The sequence below is a fragment of the Methylobacterium sp. WSM2598 genome (assembly GCF_000379105.1).
GTDB lineage: Bacteria > Pseudomonadota > Alphaproteobacteria > Rhizobiales > Beijerinckiaceae > Methylobacterium.
Genome location: NZ_KB900609.1, coordinates 1,633,303 through 1,649,533 on the forward strand (window position 1 = coordinate 1,633,303; position 16,231 = coordinate 1,649,533).

At 71.4% G+C, this 16,231-nt stretch carries 13 protein-coding genes; 11 read left to right on the plus strand and 2 right to left on the minus strand.

What is annotated here, in order from left to right:
• Positions 1–41: 41 nt before the first annotated feature.
• Positions 42–740 (minus strand): hypothetical protein, encoded by a 699-nt coding sequence (locus MET2598_RS0107655; protein WP_026190582.1) that lies wholly within the window; start codon positions 738–740, stop codon positions 42–44.
• A 198-nt stretch (positions 741–938) separates the two neighbouring features.
• Here MET2598_RS0107655 and MET2598_RS0107660 point away from each other — a divergent pair, with 198 nt between their 5' ends.
• From MET2598_RS0107660 to fabF, 5 genes are all read left to right on the plus strand, one after another.
• Positions 939–1,829 carry an undecaprenyl-diphosphate phosphatase gene (locus MET2598_RS0107660; RefSeq protein ID WP_018260425.1) on the plus strand — a complete coding sequence of 297 codons (891 nt, stop codon included), beginning with the start codon at positions 939–941 and terminating at the stop codon, positions 1,827–1,829.
• Positions 1,830–1,926: 97 nt separating this feature from the next.
• Positions 1,927–2,862, plus strand: coding sequence for an ACP S-malonyltransferase (gene fabD, locus MET2598_RS0107665; protein ID WP_012333006.1), 936 nt, complete (start codon positions 1,927–1,929; stop codon positions 2,860–2,862).
• A 16-nt stretch (positions 2,863–2,878) separates the two neighbouring features.
• Entirely contained in the window at positions 2,879–3,619 is a 741-nt protein-coding gene (gene fabG, locus MET2598_RS0107670; protein ID WP_012333005.1) for a 3-oxoacyl-[acyl-carrier-protein] reductase, read from the plus strand.
• A 235-nt stretch (positions 3,620–3,854) separates the two neighbouring features.
• Complete coding sequence (locus MET2598_RS0107675) at positions 3,855–4,091, plus strand: acyl carrier protein (RefSeq protein ID WP_012333004.1); 237 nt, start codon at positions 3,855–3,857, stop codon at positions 4,089–4,091.
• 79 nt (positions 4,092–4,170) lie between these two features.
• Positions 4,171–5,430, plus strand: a complete 1,260-nt coding sequence (gene fabF / locus MET2598_RS0107680) for a beta-ketoacyl-ACP synthase II (protein WP_012333003.1) — start codon at positions 4,171–4,173, stop codon at positions 5,428–5,430.
• A 564-nt stretch (positions 5,431–5,994) separates the two neighbouring features.
• Here fabF and MET2598_RS42085 read toward each other — a convergent pair.
• Positions 5,995–6,840, minus strand: coding sequence for a hypothetical protein (locus tag MET2598_RS42085; RefSeq protein ID WP_198293005.1), 846 nt, complete (start codon positions 6,838–6,840; stop codon positions 5,995–5,997).
• 736 nt (positions 6,841–7,576) lie between these two features.
• On the opposite strand from MET2598_RS42085, the gene mltG reads away from it, so the two are divergent.
• The 6 genes from mltG to MET2598_RS0107715 all read left to right on the plus strand — a co-directional run bounded on the left by mltG (position 7,577) and on the right by MET2598_RS0107715 (position 16,117).
• Complete coding sequence (gene mltG / locus MET2598_RS0107690; RefSeq protein WP_012333001.1) at positions 7,577–8,941, plus strand: endolytic transglycosylase MltG; 1,365 nt, start codon at positions 7,577–7,579, stop codon at positions 8,939–8,941.
• Between the two features lie 13 nt (positions 8,942–8,954).
• Positions 8,955–9,830: a YicC/YloC family endoribonuclease gene (locus MET2598_RS0107695; RefSeq protein WP_018260427.1), complete on the plus strand. Its 876-nt coding sequence runs from the start codon at positions 8,955–8,957 to the stop codon at positions 9,828–9,830.
• Positions 9,831–9,905: 75 nt separating this feature from the next.
• A complete protein-coding gene (gene gmk, locus MET2598_RS0107700) occupies positions 9,906–10,565 on the plus strand; it encodes a guanylate kinase (RefSeq protein ID WP_012332999.1) in 660 nt (219 codons plus the stop codon).
• Positions 10,566–10,762: 197 nt separating this feature from the next.
• Positions 10,763–13,357, plus strand: a complete 2,595-nt coding sequence (locus tag MET2598_RS0107705) for a histidine kinase dimerization/phosphoacceptor domain -containing protein (RefSeq protein WP_012332998.1) — start codon at positions 10,763–10,765, stop codon at positions 13,355–13,357.
• Positions 13,358–13,512: 155 nt separating this feature from the next.
• Positions 13,513–14,520, plus strand: a complete 1,008-nt coding sequence (locus tag MET2598_RS0107710; RefSeq protein ID WP_018260429.1) for a BMP family protein — start codon at positions 13,513–13,515, stop codon at positions 14,518–14,520.
• A gap of 52 nt (positions 14,521–14,572) precedes the next feature.
• Entirely contained in the window at positions 14,573–16,117 is a 1,545-nt protein-coding gene (locus MET2598_RS0107715) for an ABC transporter ATP-binding protein (protein WP_018260430.1), read from the plus strand.
• Positions 16,118–16,231 lie beyond the last annotated feature (114 nt).

Genomic DNA, 16,231 nt, shown 5'->3' on the forward strand with positions numbered 1-16,231 from the left:
GTCCCGCCGGGGAAAGCCCCGCGGCGCTCCCCGCCGGCGCGTCAGGACAGGATGTTCACCGCCCGCGCGGCCACGAGCGCGACGGTGAGGAGCGAGATCGACGCCTCCGCCATCATCAGGAGCTTGGCCCGCTGCGTGAGCGGCAGCGTGTCGGTGGGGGAGAAGGCGGTCGCGTTGGTGAAGGAGAGGAACAGGTAATCGACGAAGCCCGGCACGAAGCCGGTCTCCCCGGCCTTCTCGATCGTCATCTGGGGGAACAGGAAATCGGCGCCCCGCTCGGTGCGGAAGCTGCGCAGGGCCGGGCCGCCGCGGTCCGAGGCCCAGTACCAGAGCGCGAAGATGATGACGTTCGTCGACCAGATGTTGAGGGCGTCGAGCAGGAGGGTCGGGGCGGTGCCGGCCTTGCCGGCCAGGAGCGCGCGCACGAGCGCCACCAGCGCGGCGGTGTTCATGATGGTGACGAGGACGGTCAGCACCAGCGCGGTGCGGCGGATCAGGCGGCGGTGCCGGGCCACGATCTGCCAGTGGGCGTCCGTCGTCGCCCGGCTGGCCCGGCGCTGGTTCCAGGCCGTCGCGGCCGAGAGCGGCAGCAGCAGCGCCAGTTCGAGGCCGGGGGCGAGCCAGCGCGGCCCGATGGTGAGGTCGTTGACGACGAGGAATTGGAGCGCGGCCACGACCCCGATCGCGCCCCGCGCGAGCCAGAAGTCGAGGGCGCGGGTGTGGACGAGGTGGCGGTGCATGGGCGGTTCCGTGTCGGCGGTCCGCGCATAGCCGAAGCGCGGCCCCGCCGCCACGGGTCGGGCCTGCCTTCAGCCGGACACTTTGCGCGCGTCAAAGGCGCCGCCCGGGGCGGGTTTTCTCCCGCGGGGCGGGCTTGCGCCCGCAAGGGGATTGCACCCGCGAGGGGGCGCCCGCGCGGCGGCAGCGACAGGAGAACGATGGTGGCCAATGGCGCGACGGATGCCTGCGTGCAGGGCATCGATACCGGTTTCGTCTCCCTCGGCTATGTCCGGGTGGCCGTGCTCGGGGTCGTGCAGGGTCTGACCGAACTCCTGCCGATCTCCTCGACCGCGCATATGCGCGTGGTGCCGGGGCTCCTCGGCTGGCAGGATCCGGGCTCGGCCTTCTCGGCCGCGATGCAGCTCGCGGCGCTGGCGGCCGTGGTGAGCTACTACTGGCGCGACGTGCGCGAGATCGCCGTCGGCTCGGTCACGGCGGTGATCCGCAAGGATTATTACAGCCCCGACTTCCGCTTCGCGGTCGGCATCGCCCTCGCCACGGTCCCGATCGTGATCGCGGGCGTGCTGCTGTCGCCGGTGCTGAACGCCTGCAACTCGCCGCTGCGCACCCTGCCGGTCATCGCCTGGGCCTGCGTGGTCATGGGCCTGCTGCTCGCCCTGGCGGAGGCGGCGGCCCGCCACGTGCGGCCGGCGGGCTCGGCGAAGCTGCGCGACATGCTGGCGGTCGGCCTCGCCCAGGTCTGCGCCCTCGTCCCGGGGGTCTCGCGCTCGGGATCGACCCTCACCGGCGCCCTCATGCTCGGCTTCCAGCGGGCCGACGCGGCGCGCATCTCCTTCATCCTCGGGCTGCCGGCAATCCTGCTCGCGGGCCTGCGCGAGATCTGGATCCTGCACAAGGCCGGGCTCGGCGCCGCGGGCTGGAGCGTGCTCGCGGTCGGGCTCGCGGTGGCGAGCGTCTCGGCCTTCGCGGCGATCTGGCTGCTGATGCGCGTGCTCGAGCGCTTCTCGGCCTGGCCCTTCGTGCTCTACCGCATCGCCCTCGGGCTCGGTCTCCTGGTCGCCCTGCATTTCGGCCTCATCGCCGCCTGAGACGAGGAACCTCTCCGGCCGCGCTTGACTGGCGGGCCAAGCGGTGCGAGTGCCGCGCCCCAATCGAAGAACCAACCCAGGGCAGGAACCCGCAGCCGTGTCGCGCGCCTTCATCTTTCCCGGACAGGGCAGCCAAGCCGTCGGCATGGGCGCGGCGCTCGGCCAGAGCCACGCGGCGGCCCGGGCGGTCTTCGCCGAGGTCGACGAGGCGCTCGGACAGAGCCTGTCGCGCCTGATGTTCGAGGGGCCGGCCGAGGAACTGACCCTGACGGCCAACGCCCAGCCGGCTTTGATGGCCGCGAGCCTCGCGGTGCTGCGGGTGCTGGAGGCCGAGCGCGGGCTCGACCTCGCCCGCGACGTGGCGTTCGTGGCCGGCCACTCGCTCGGCGAGTACAGCGCGCTCGCGGCGGCGGGCGCCCTCTCGGTCGCCGACACGGCGCGGCTGCTGCGCCTGCGCGGCGAGGCGATGCAGCGGGCGGTCCCGGTCGGCACCGGGGCGATGGCGGCGCTGCTGGGCCTGCCGATCGAGACCGTCGAGGAGATCGCCGGCGAGGCCGAGCAGGGCGAGGTCTGCGACGTCGCCAACGACAACGGCGCCGGCCAGGTCGTGGTCTCCGGCCACGTGGCGGCGGTCGAGCGGGCGGTCGCCCTGGCGCAGGCGCGCGGCGCCAAGCGCGCCGTGATGCTGAACGTCTCCGCCCCCTTCCATTGCCGCCTGATGAGTCCCGCCGCCGAGACGATGCGGGCGGCCCTCGACCAAGTTCAGCTCGGCGCCGCCAAGGTGCCGGTCGTGGCCAACATCCTGGCCGCGCCGATCCGCGAGCCCGCCGCGATCCGCGACGCGCTGGTCCGGCAGGTGACCGGGACGGTGCGCTGGCGCGAATGCGTCGCCGCCATGGCGGCGTCCGGCGTGGACGCCTTCTGCGAGGTCGGCTCCGGCAAGGTCCTGACCGGCCTCGTGAAGCGCATCGCGCCGGGCGCCGGCGCGGTCGCGATCGGCGCGCCGGCCGACATCGACGCCTTCACCCTCTGAGCGGGGCCTCACGAGCATGTTCGACCTCACCGGCCGCAAGGCCCTCGTCACCGGCGCCACCGGCGGCCTCGGCGGCGCCATCGCGCGGGCCTTCCACGCGCAGGGGGCGCAGGTGGCGATCTCCGGCACCCGCCGCGAGGCGCTCGACGCGCTGGCGGCGGAACTCGGCGGCGCGCGCGTCCACGTCGTCCCGGCCGACCTCTCCGACACCGCCGCCGTCGAGGCGCTGGTGCCGGCGGCGGAAGCGGCGCTCGGCGGGCTCGACATCCTCGTCAACAATGCCGGCATCACCCGCGACAACCTCTTCCTGCGCATGAAGGACGAGGAGTGGGACAGCGTCATCGCGGTCAACCTCACGGCGGCGTTCCGCCTGTCGCGGGCGGCCGTGAAGGGCATGATGCGCCGCCGCTCCGGCCGCATCGTCAATATCGGCTCGGTGGTGGGCTCGACCGGCAATGCCGGCCAGGGCAACTACGCCGCCGCCAAGGCCGGCCTCGTCGGCCTGACCAAGGCCCTGGCCGCCGAGGTGGCGAGCCGCAAGATCACCGTGAACTGCATCGCGCCGGGCTTCATCGCCTCGCCGATGACCGACGCGCTCAACGCGAAGCAGCGCGAGGCCATCCTGGCCACCGTCCCGATGGGGCGGCTCGGCGAGGGCGGCGAGGTCGCGGCGGCGGCGGTCTTCCTCGCCTCCGACGAGGCGGGTTACGTCACCGGCCACACCCTGCACGTGAACGGCGGAATGGCCATGATCTGAGCGCGCAGCACGCCGCCCGGGTGCCTGAACCGGCGCTGAACCGGCCCTCGCCAGGGCGGAAGCCCTGTGTTAAGCACCCGGCCGGCCGCACAAGGGGATTGAGCGGTCCGGCCGCGTGCGGCTTCCCATCACACCGCGCGGCCGGCAAAACCGGCCGCACCACCAGCTTCCCGGGGAGCACCGGCTCGCCAGCAGCGGCGCCTCCCTCACCACGAGAAGAACCGAGGACCATCAGATGAGCGATATCGCGGACCGGGTGAAGAAGATCGTTGTCGAGCACCTCGGCGTGGAGGCCGAGAAGGTGACCGAGAACGCGAACTTCATCGACGATCTCGGGGCCGACAGCCTCGACACGGTCGAGCTGGTGATGGCGTTCGAGGAAGAGTTCAACGTCGAGATCCCGGACGACGCGGCCGAGACGATCCAGACGGTCGGCGACGCGATCAAGTTCCTGGAGAAGAACTCCGGCTGAGGGTCGGACGCGGGATCGAGCGGCTCGGCCGTGCGGCGGCCGGGCGGAATGCGGTTTGAGACGGGTTTGGGATAACGCGATGCGTCGGGTCGTCGTCACGGGCCTCGGGATGGTGTCGCCGCTCGGAAGCGGCGTCGACATCACGTGGCGCCGCCTCATCGAGGGGCAGAGCGGGGCTGCCCGCGTGGAGGCCTTCGACGTCTCGGATCTCTCCTGCCAGATCGCCTGCTCGGTTCCGCTCGGCAATGCGGGTGAGGGGGCCTTCAACCCCGACGCCTACATGGAGCCCAAGGAGCAGCGGAAGGTCGATCCCTTCATCGTCTACGCGATGGCGGCCTCCGCGCAGGCCCTCGACGATGCCGGCTGGCACCCGACCACCCACGAGGACCAGTGCGCCACCGGCGTGCTGATCGGGTCCGGCATCGGCGGCATCGGCGGCATCTACGACGCCTCCGTGACGCTGTTCGAGAAGGGCCCGCGGCGGATCTCGCCCTTCTTCATCCCGGGCCGGATCATCAACCTCGCCTCGGGCCAGGTCTCCATCGCGCACGGGCTCAAGGGCCCGAACCACGCGGTGGTCACGGCCTGCTCCACGGGCGCCCACGCGGTGGGCGACGCCGCCCGCCTGATCGCGCTCGGCGACGCGGACGTGATGCTGGCCGGCGGCGCCGAATCGCCGATCAACCGGCTGTCGCTCGCCGGCTTCGCCGCCTGCCGCGCCCTCTCGACCGGCTTCAACGACCGGCCGCAGCAGGCCTCCCGCCCCTACGACCGCGACCGCGACGGCTTCGTGATGGGCGAGGGGGCGGGCGTGCTGGTGCTGGAGGAATACGAGCACGCCAAGGCCCGCGGCGCCCGGATCTACGCCGAGGTGGTGGGCTACGGCCTCTCGGGCGACGCCTACCACATCACCTCGCCGTCGCCGGACGGGGACGGGGCCTATCGCTGCATGAGCGCGGCGGTGAAGCGGGCCGGGATCGCGCCCTCCGACATCGACTACATCAACGCCCACGGCACCTCGACGCCGCTCGGCGACGAGCTGGAGCTGAAGGCGGTCGAGCGCCTGATCGGCGAGGCGCGCGGCGTCTCGATGTCCTCGACCAAGTCGGCCACCGGGCACCTGCTCGGCGCGGCGGGCGCCATCGAGGCGATCTTCTCCGTGCTGGCGATCCGCGACCAGGTCGTGCCGCCGACCCTGAACCTCGACAACCCCTCGGTCCAGACCGCGATCGATCTCGTCCCGCACGAGGCGCGCCGCCGCAAGGTCGACGTGGTGCTCTCGAACTCCTTCGGCTTCGGCGGCACCAACGCCTCGCTGATCCTGAGGCGGGTGGCCTGACGGCGGCGCGGGCTCCCGGACCGCCGGTCCCGCCCGGTCCTCACGGCAGGGACCTGGTCCCGGCACGGCGATCGAGGGTTCCGTGCGGACCGCGACGAACCGGGTCCGGCAAGCGGGCGGACACCGGACAGGCGGTGCGGCCTTGCCCGGATCTCGCGCCGAACCGATCACCGGCAATCCGGATCACCCCGCTTCGGCCCAAATCGGAACGAAGCGCCGAAGGCCAGAAAGACCGAGAGAAGACCAACGGCCGGGATGCTGACGCACCGGGCCGTCGACCCTTTCGAAATCTCGAGACACGCCGATCGCGCGACGACAATGCGAGAACGGAACCGGGGGTCAAGGGACATGACCATGCGCCAGCCTGGAGCTGCGCCCGATCGCGTCGCCATCGGGCGCGGCTCTCGGTCCTTGATTCACCGCATTTCCGACCAACCGGCATTCACGTCAGCGTGAGATGCTCGAGAGCAGGGTTCGATCAAGTTGCAACGGAACCCTGCTTTAGTGTGTTGATTTCGCCGCGTTGTCTCCGCCGAACCGGCATCCACTTCGTCGAAAAATGCTCTAGGCATAAACAATCGCACATTCGACCTCATACAATGCTCCCTCGTTGTTGCCGAACATGATGAAGCCGCCAATATCTTCTGGCCTGCTTTTATGGAAAGTGCGCGAGCCTAATACATCATTGCGAATCACGTCCCAATCGTAGATTTCAAGCTTCATCTCGTCCGTCATTTGGAACATCATATTGACTTCTTTTCTCTCTTGCGATTTCATGCTGACGAAATTCTGGTTTTGAGGCCAGAACTTGTTGCCGTTCACGCTCAGGAAGATATCGTCGGGAAGCCCGTCGAAAATCTTGTTCAATTCCGGATAGATCGAGGTGGCGCCGGCCAGGCCGCCGATGGCGCCTCCTGCCACGGAGAGCACGATCGCACCCGCACCGATTCCTGCGGTGCCGACGGTCACGGCGAAAGCGGCGGCGCCGCCCAGGATGGCCAGGAAGAAGGCCGGCGGGCCGCTCGCCACCGGCTCGGACGGTTTGATGCATTTGATCGCCGTGACCTGAAGATAGCGGTTCTTCGTGCCTTCGCCGATGGATAAATAGATATCCCCAGACTCGTCGACGTTTATAAAATAATCCTGCGTATTCTTCGCATCTGGTATCAGGGTAAAATCGGATTGCCCGTTCCAATTTCCGTATATCTTCCAGTCGCTATCCCAAATCTTGAGCGTGCCTTTTTTGGTTTGTACAACCAATGGGCGTTCGCGGTGCTGTGAGATCCAGGCATAGACACTATAATCTTTTGTATTTGGATGGATATAGCGATCATCTCGTGAGTTTTCAGTGTTTACGAAAGACACTCCCGCGTCGGAGCGATTGCTCAAGCCTCTGATTCCCGTCGTCATTCTGTCCTCCTGCAGACAATGTCGGATTTCTCACGGATCGAAGCGCTGCTCATGGCGACCAAAACCGGCAAGGTCTTCGGATCGCCGCTCTGCTTACGAAATCGAAATGCGTGAATTAATTGCAATGTATTTTCTCTTTAATGATAAACTGCTTTTTCTAGGAATGTATTTCCAGTCGTGCATTGCACGGTGATCATGTGATCAGCGGATTCGCATGGCATTTATCAATATTGATGACGCAGTATTGTCCATCTGGTCGCATTCTTGACCGGCTTCTCTTCGACGCTTCATGAATTGCGAATGCGTGGCACGTCCTGTCTCTCTCGCATCTCCGTCTCTCTTGCGCCGCGCGCCCGCACTGCACCTGATCGGATGTGCCCGGGGTCAGTCGGGCGGTTGGTTCTGTGACGGTCATCGGAGCTGACGACCCGGTGGCCATTTCGGCGGAGGCCGCGAGCGCCCCCGAGCCGGGATGCCGGCCGGTTCGGCGTCCGGCGGCGCGACGCGTCGGGGGTCTCGCTCGAACGGGCGCAGCGAAGCGCCGCCGCAATCAAGCCGATCCGGTCGCGCGTGCACCCGGCCAACCGGGCGTTGCAGTCCGGATCGCGCGGCGCGCCCGTCCGCGTCGGGCGGGCCCGGCTCCATTTCGCCATAAAGGCTGGTAGGGTCGGGCGGTCCCGGACCCGCGGGCCGGCCACGCGCGTCCCGCCTCGGGGACCGCCACAACAGGACCGCCATGTTCCGTACCCGAAAGACCGACGCGCCCCCGCCGAGCGCGCCGGATCAGCCGGCCCCGCCGAGCCGTCTCGCCCCCCGCAGCCCCAGCGAGGCGATCAAGCCGACCGCGGCGCCGCCCCCGCCGGAACCGCCCCCGCGCGAGCGCGGCGGCCTGCTCTCGGCGATCAGCGGCTTCCTCACGCTCTTCGCCATCCTGGGGCTCGGGGCGATGCTCGGGCTCGTCGTGCTCAACCGCCAGGTCAATGAGGCCGGCCCGCTCGCCAACGACAAGGTGGTGGTGGTGCCGCCGCGCTCCAGCGTCGGCGAGATGGCGGCGCTGCTCGCCCGCGAGGGCGTGATCGACCACCCGGCCCTGTTCGAGCTGACGGCCCGCTTCGCCCGCAAGCAGCCGCTCAAGGCCGGCGAGTTCAACTTCAGGGCCCATGCCAGCATCGACGACGTGATCGACACCCTGGTCCAGGGCCGTCCCGTCCAGCACGCCGTGACCTTCCCGGAAGGGCTCACCAGCGAGCAGATCGTCGCCCGGCTCAACGACAACGACATACTCACCGGCGAGATCGGCGAGGTCCCGCCCGAGGGCTCGCTCCTGCCCGACACCTACAAGTTCGAGCGCGGCGACAGCCGCCAGAAGATCATCAACCTGATGCGCGCCAAGCAGCGCGAGGTGCTGAACCAGGTCTGGGCCCGGCGCTCGCCCGACATCCCGGTCAAGACGCCCCAGGAACTGGTGACCCTCGCGTCGATCGTCGAGAAGGAGACGGGCCGGGCCGACGAGCGCCCGCGGGTCGCCGGCGTCTTCGTCAACCGCCTGCAGAAGCGCATGAAGCTGCAATCCGACCCGACCATCGTGTACGGGCTGGTCGGCGGGCGCGGCACCCTCGGGCGGGGCATCCTGCGCTCGGAGATCGAGCGCCCGACCCCCTACAACACCTACGTGATCGAGGGCCTGCCGCCCGGGCCGATCGCCAATCCGGGCCGCGCCGCCCTGGAGGCGGTGGCGAACCCGTCGCGCACCCGGGAGCTCTACTTCGTGGCCGACGGCACCGGGGGCCACGCCTTCGCCGAGAGCCTCGACGCGCACAATCGCAACGTCGCCCGCTGGCGGGCGGCCGAGAAGGCGAAGGCCGCGACCGACCCGGCCGCGGCCACCTCCGTCGACAAGGTCGAGCCGCCGGCGGCCGATCCCTCCGCGCTGCCCGCCACGCGGGGGCTCGGCGCGGCACCCCTGGCCTACGACGCGGCCGATCCCAACGCGAAGCCGCGGGGCTTCGACGCCTCGGAGGGGACGGCGCGCGATCCTCTGCGCAACAAGACCTACGACCTGACCTATCCCAAGACCGTTCCGGTCCTGCGCAATCCCTGACGAGGCCGGAGCGATGGCGATCGCGAGCATGACGGGCTTCGCCCGCGAGGCGGGCGTGACCGGCCCGGTCCACTGGGCCTGGGAGGTCAGGAGCGTCAACGGCCGCGGCCTCGACGTGCGGGTGCGGGTGCCCCCGGGCTTCGAGGCCCTCGGCGAGGAGGTGCGGGGCCGCCTGCAGAGGCGCCTCGCCCGCGGCCAGTGCCAGCTCGCCCTGACGCTCTCGCGCGCCGAGTCCGCGCCGCGCGTGCGCGTCAACGAGGCGCTGCTCGCCTCCCTGATCGAGGCGGTGGCCCGGCTGCCGCGGCCGGAGGGCGTCGCGCCCGCGACCCTGGACGGGCTGCTGCAGGTGCGCGGCGTCATCGAATCCGAGGAGGTGCGCGAGGATGCGGGCGCCCTGCAGAGCGACCTCTCGGCGGCGGGCGCGCGCCTCGCGGAGGCGCTGGCGGGCATGCGGGCCGAGGAGGGCCGGGCGCTCGCCGGCCTCATCGCCGAGCAGCTCGCGACCATCGCCGCCCTGGCGGATGCGGCCGATGCCTGCCCGGCGCGCCAGCCCGAGGCGATCCGCGCCAAGCTCGCGGCCCAGATCGCCGCGCTGATGGAGCTCTCCGCCTTCGACGCGGCGCGCCTGCACCAGGAGGCGGTGCTGCTCGCCTCGCGGGCCGACGTGCGCGAGGAGATCGACCGCCTGCGCACCCACGTGGCGGCGGCCCTCACCCTGCTGGAGGCCGGCGGGGCGGTCGGGCGGCGGCTCGACTTCCTGGCCCAGGAATTCGGCCGCGAGGCCAACACGCTCTGCGCCAAGGCCAACGACGTGGCGCTCTCGCGCATCGGCCTCGACCTCAAGGCCGTCGTTGAGCAATTCCGCGAGCAGGTGCAGAACGTCGAGTAGGGGGCCCGGCCGCCGCGGGTCCTTAACGGTCGAACGGTAAGCTGGCGCGACGAGGCCCGGGAGAATCGAGTGCAGATGAGCGTGGGGTCGCAGACGCCGGTGTCGCGGCGCGGTCTGGTCCTGATCCTGTCCTCGCCCTCGGGGGCGGGCAAGACGACGCTGACCCGCGCCCTCGCCCAGCAGCCCGAATGGGGGCTCGAGCTCTCGGTCTCGGTGACGACCAGGGCCCGGCGGCCCTCCGAGATCGACGGCCAGCACTACCGCTTCATCGACCGGGAGACCTTCGAGCAGCTGCGCGAGCGCGACGACATGCTCGAATGGGCCGAGGTGCACGGCAATTTCTACGGAACGCCGCGCCGCCCGGTCGAGCGGGCGCTCGCGGCCGGCCGCGACATGATCTTCGACATCGATTACCAGGGCACGCGGCAGGTGCGCGCCAAGCTGCGCGACGACGTGGTGACGATCTTCATCCTGCCGCCCAGCATGGCGGAGCTGCGCCGCCGCCTGGAGCGCCGGGCCGAGGATTCCCGCGAGACGATCGAGCGGCGCCTGCGCAATGCCCGCAGCGAGATCGAGCGCTGGTCGGAATACGACTACGTCCTCGTCAACGACGACCTCGACCGCTCCTTCAAGACCCTGGAGGCGATCCTCAGCGCCGAGCGCCTGCGCCGCACCCGGCAGGTCGGGCTCGACGCCTTCGTGGCGGGGCTCCTCGCCGAACCGGCGGGCGGCTGACCGCGGAACCAATCGCAATCGCCCGCGCTTCCTGGCGGTCGAGGAGCACGGGGCGGCGCGATGCGGGGGGAGCGGCGGCAGGGTGGGCGGTCGCGACGGATCGTCCCTGGCGAGGCCCGCCCCGTCGCGCGGCCGGGCGCGGCGTCAGCCCGGCACTTTTCGGCTTCAGCTTAAGCCGATAAGATTAGACCGCTGTGATGAACACGATGTCCGACCGCGCGCTGGCCGCGGAAGCCGCGCGGCTCGACGCCCTCTCGACCGGGGAGATCGACGCCCTCGACCTGGGCGTCGTCCAGGTCGATTCCGACGGGACGATCCTCCTCTACAACCGGGCCGAGAGCGTGTTCTCGGGCCGGTCGGCGGAGCGCGTCGTCGGCCGCAACTTCTTCCGCGACGTCGCGCCCTGCACGCGCCTGCCCGCCTTCTACGGCCGCTTCCGCGAGGGGGTGCGGCGGGGCGTCCTCGACGAGGTGTTCTCCTTCGCCTACGGCTTCGATCCGCAGCCGCTGCGGGTCCGCGTCGCCCTGCGCGGCTCGGCGACGCCCGGCCGCTACTGGATCGTGACGCGGCCCGTCGGGCAGGTCACCGTCTCGGAGGCCCGTGAGGCGGTCCGCGTCGCGGTCGACCAGCGCGTCCGGGCGGAGCCGATCGATCCCGATCTCTGCGCGCGGGAGCCGATCCACGTCCCCGGCGCGATCCAGCCGCACGCCGTCCTGCTCGCCTGCGACGCGGCGACCCTGACCGTGGCCGCCTGCAGCGCCAATGCGGCCGAGACCCTCGGCGCCGCGCCGCTCGGCCGCCCGCTCGCCGGCCTGCTGCCGGACCCGCTCGTCGCGGCGATCCGCGCGGCCGCCGCCTCCGCCTGGGAGGCGGGGCGGATCCTGCGCTGGCGCACGGCCCTGGCGCCCGGGGGTGCCCCGCACGAGGTGCTGGCGCATCGCAGCGGGGCGCGGGTGATCGTCGAGCTCGAACGGGTGCCGGCCGATCCGGCGGATTTCGCGGCGGCGAGCCTCGCCGAGGTCGAGGAGGCGATCGGTCACCTGCGGGCGGCCGAGACGCTGGCCGAGGCGGCCCGCGTCGCCGCCCGGGAGGCGCGGCGCCTCACCGGCTTCGACTGCATCCTGATCTACCGCTTCGACGCGGACTGGAACGGCGAGGCCATCGCGGAGGCGCGGGATCCCGCCTGGGACCGCTCGCTCCTCGGGCTGCACTTCCCCGCCTCCGACATCCCGGCCCAGGCACGCGCCCTCTACGCGCGGGCGAAGAGCCGCTTCGTCATCGACCGCGACTACGTGCCGGTCCCGCTGCTGGCGGGCCCGGACGCGCCGGGGCCGATCGACCTGACCTTCGCGCAGAGCCGCAGCCTGTCGCCGATCCACCTGGAGTACCAGCGCAATCTCGGGGTGAACGGCTCCATGTCGGTCTCGATCCTGCTCGAGGGCCGGCTCTGGGGCCTGATGATCGGGCATCACCGCAAGCCGCACTACGTCGCCCCCGAGACGCGCGCCGCCGCGGGCCTGCTGACCGACGCCCTGGCGCTGCGGCTGCACGAATTGGAGAGCCGCCGTCTCCGGCGCGAGCAGCAAGCGCATCTGGCGGCCGAGAGCCGGCTCGTGCGCGCGCTCGCCCGCTCGGACGACGTGCTCACGGCGCTCACCTCCGGCGAGACGACGCTCCTCGACCTCTTCGGCGCGACCGGGGCGGCCATCGTCGCGCAGGGCGCCGTGCGCCGGCTCGGCGCCGCGCCCCCGGACGCGGCGATCCTGGCCATCGCGGCGCATCTGCGCGCGCGCCTGCCGGCCGAACGGTCGAGCTACGCGGCCACGGAGTTCGCGGCGGAGCACCCGCCGACCCGGCCCTACGCGGAGATCGCGAGCGGCTTGCTCGCGGCCTTCGTCGATCCGGCCCGCGATCATCTCCTGCTCTGGTTTCGGCCGGAGGTGTCGAGCACGGTCACCTGGGGCGGCGACCCGCGCAAGCCCGTCCTCGCCGCCGCCGGCACCGCCACGATGCTGCCGCGCCGCTCCTTCGAGCGCTGGGTGGAGGAGCGGCGCGGCGCCGCCGAGCCCTTCGCCGAGTGGCAGGTCGGCATGGCCGAGGCGCTGGCCCAGGCGGTGGAGGGGGTGGTGCTGCGCCAGCGGCGCAAGATCGCCGAACTCACCGGCCTGCTCGCCGAGAAGGAGGCGCTGCTCGCCGAGAAGGACCTGCTCGCCAAGGAGATCGACCACCGGGTCAAGAACTCGCTGCAGATCGTCTCGGCCTTCCTGCACATGCAGCGGCGCCAGGTGAAGGATCCGGCGGCCCAGCAGGCCTTCTCGGAGACGATGGGGCGGGTGATGAGCGTCGCCCGCGTGCATGACAGCCTCTACCAGACGGAGAGCGTGGACGAGGTCGATCTCGGGCAGACCATCGAGAACCTGTGCGCGGACCTCTCGGCCATGGCCGGGGATCGCCACACGCTGGAACTCGATGCCGAGCAGGGCCTGATGGTGCCCTACCGCAAGGCGGTGGCCCTCTCGCTGATCGCCACCGAACTCGTCACCAACGCCTTCAAGTACGCCTATGACGGCGCGGAGGGCGGGCGGGTCTCCGTGAGCGTCGCCTCCCAGGCGGAGGGCCGCGTGCGCCTCTCGGTGCGCGACGAGGGGCGCGGACTGCCGACGGGCTGGGCCGAGGCCCCGGCCCGCGGCACCGGCCTCGGCATGAAGCTCGTGCGGGCGATGCTGGAGCAGATCAACGCGCGGATCGAGGTCGAGCCCTGCCTGGGGACCTGCTTCACCGTGACGGCCTGAGCCCCATCCGCCGGAGAGGCCGCCGGGCCGGTGGCGGCGAGACGGACGCGTCAGCCTCGGCCGCTGAGCGCAAACCGGTCAGGATTGCCTGCCGAAACGGCTTGCGCCGCGCCGCCCGCCATGGTCGCCTGCCCGGGCTTTCGGGGAGGAGGACCATGACGGACCGGGGACGACAGCTGAGCCGGCGCACGCTGCTGGCGGCGGGCGGGGCGGCCCTCGCGGGGCTCGGATGCGGCGGCGCCCGCGCCGCGAAGGCGAAGCCCATCGCCGTCGCCCTCGTCGCCTCGGTGCCGATCGAGCAGCAATGGATCAGCCGCATCCACCTCGCCCTCAAGGCGGCGCAGGCGCGCGGCGACATCACCTACGCGTATTCCGAGAACGTCGCCAACACCGATGCCGAGCGCGTCCTGCGCGAATACGCGGAGGGCAGGAAGGACCTGATCATCGGCGAGGCCTTCGGCCTGGAGCGGCCGGCGCGCCGGATCGCCGCCGACTACAAGTCCACCGCCTTCCTGATGGGCTCGTCCTTCCCGGCGCAGGCGCCCAACCTCTCGGTCTTCGACAACTACATCCAGGACGCCTCCTACCTGACCGGGATCGTGGCCGGGAAGGAGACGAGGACCAACATCATCGGCATGGTCGGCGGCTACGCCATCCCGGAGGTGAACCGGCTGATGCACGCCTTCATGGCCGGCGCCCGGTCCGTCAATCCGGACGTCAAGTTCCTGGTCTCCTTCATCAATTCCTGGTACGACCCGCCCAAGGCGAAGGAGACCGCCTTCGCCATGATCGAGCGCAGGGCCGACGTGCTCTACGCGGAGCGCTTCGGCGTCTCCGACGCCGCCAAGGAGCGCGGCGTCAAGGCGATCGGCAACGTCATCGACACGGCCGCGCAATACCCGGGCACGGTGATCGCCTCGGCCCTCTGGCACATGGAGCCGACGATCGACCGCGCCGTCGCCAAGGTCATCGAGGGCAGCTTCACGGCGGAGGATTACGGCCCCTGGAGCCACATGGCCAAGGGCGGCTGCTCGCTCGCCCCGCTCGATCCGAAGCTGGTGCCGCAGCCGGTGATCGATCTCGTCCTCGCCAAGGAGAAGGAGATCCGCGGCGGTTCCTTCACGGTGGCGGTGAACGATTCCGAGCCGAAATCCAGCGCCTGAGGTGAGCGGCCGAGCCCCCTCCCGTCCCGGGCCTGACGGGTCCGGGCGGGTCGTGCTGGAATTGCGCGGGATCACCAAGCGCTTCGGATCGCTCGTCGCCAACGACGCCATCGACCTCGACCTGAAGCAAGGGGAGATCCTGGCGCTCCTCGGCGAGAACGGCGCCGGCAAGACGACGCTGATGAGCATCCTGTTCGGCCATTACACGGCCGATGCGGGGAGCGTGCGCGTCGCCGGCCCGGACGGCCGCCTCGTCGCGCTCCCGCCCGGCCGGCCGCGGGCGGCGCTCGCGGCGGGAATCGGCATGGTGCACCAGCACTTCGCCCTGGCCGAGGCACTGACCGGGTTCGAGAACGTCACGCTCGGCACCGAGCCGCTCTGGCGCCCCGGCCGCCGCGTCGCCGCCGCGCGCCGCCGCCTGGACGGGCTGATGCGGCGCTCGGGCCTCGGCGTCGACCTCGACGTGCCGGTCGCCCGGCTCGCGGTCGGCGAGCGCCAGCGGGTCGAGATCCTGAAGGCGCTCTACCGCGACGCGCGCGTGCTGATCCTCGACGAGCCGACCGCGGTGCTCACCCCGGCCGAGAGCGAGGGCCTGTTCGCGACCCTGCGGGCGCTCGCCGGGCAGGGGCTCGCCGTCGCCTTCATCTCGCACAAGCTCGGCGAGGTGCTGGGCGGGAGCGACCGCGTCGCGGTGCTGCGCGGCGGGCGCAAGGTGGCCGAGCGCCCGACCGCCGGCGCCGACCGGGCGGTCCTCGCCGAGCTGATGGTCGGCCGGGCGGTGCCGGCCTCGCGCCGGCAGGCGCGGGCCCCCGGCCGCGAGGTGCTGGCCCTCGACGGCGTGAGCGTCGCCGGGCCGGATGCCCGCAACCGCCTCGACGGGGCGAGCCTGTCCCTGCGCGAGGGCGAGATCCTCGGCATCGCCGGGGTGGCGGGCAACGGCCAGGCCGCCCTGGCGCGGCTCCTGTTCGGGCTCGCCCGGCCGAGCGCCGGCACGGTGCGCGTGAACGGGCAGGTGCTCCGCCGCTTCGCGCCGAAGCAGGCCGTGGCCCTCGGCATCGGCCGCATCCCGGAGGACCGCCACCACGAGGGCGTGGTGGCGACGATGTCGGTGGCCGAGACCATCGCGGCGGAGGGGATCCGCACCCGCTTCCAGCGGGCGGGACTGCTGCGCTTTCCCGCGATCCGGGCGCGCGCAGAGGCCGCGATCCGCGACTACGACATCCGCTGCCCGGGCCCGGACGCGCCGATCCGGCTCCTCTCGGGCGGCAACATGCAGAAGGCGATCCTGGCCCGCGCCCTCGACGGCGCGCCGGGCCTGATCGTCGCCGCCCAGCCGACCCGGGGCCTCGACGTCGGGGCCGTGGCGGAGGTGCACCGCCGCCTCCTCGACGCGCGGCTGCGCGGGGCCGGCATCGTGCTGATCTCGGAGGATCTCGACGAACTCCTCGCGCTGAGCGACCGGATCGCCGTGATGGTGCGCTCCCGCCTGTCACCGGCGCTCGAGTCCGAGCGCCTCGACCTGACGCGGCTCGGGCTGATGATGGCCGGGCAGGATCCGGACGGCGCGGCGCGCCCGTGGGACGCGGCCGGGGCCTGAGCGGGTCCGGGCGGCGCCCGGCCCCGCTCATCCCACATCCGCTTGATCCCTTCGGGATGGCGGATGTGGGCTTCGCTCAGGCGCCGCGCGGGCTCGGGATCCGCTTGATCCCTT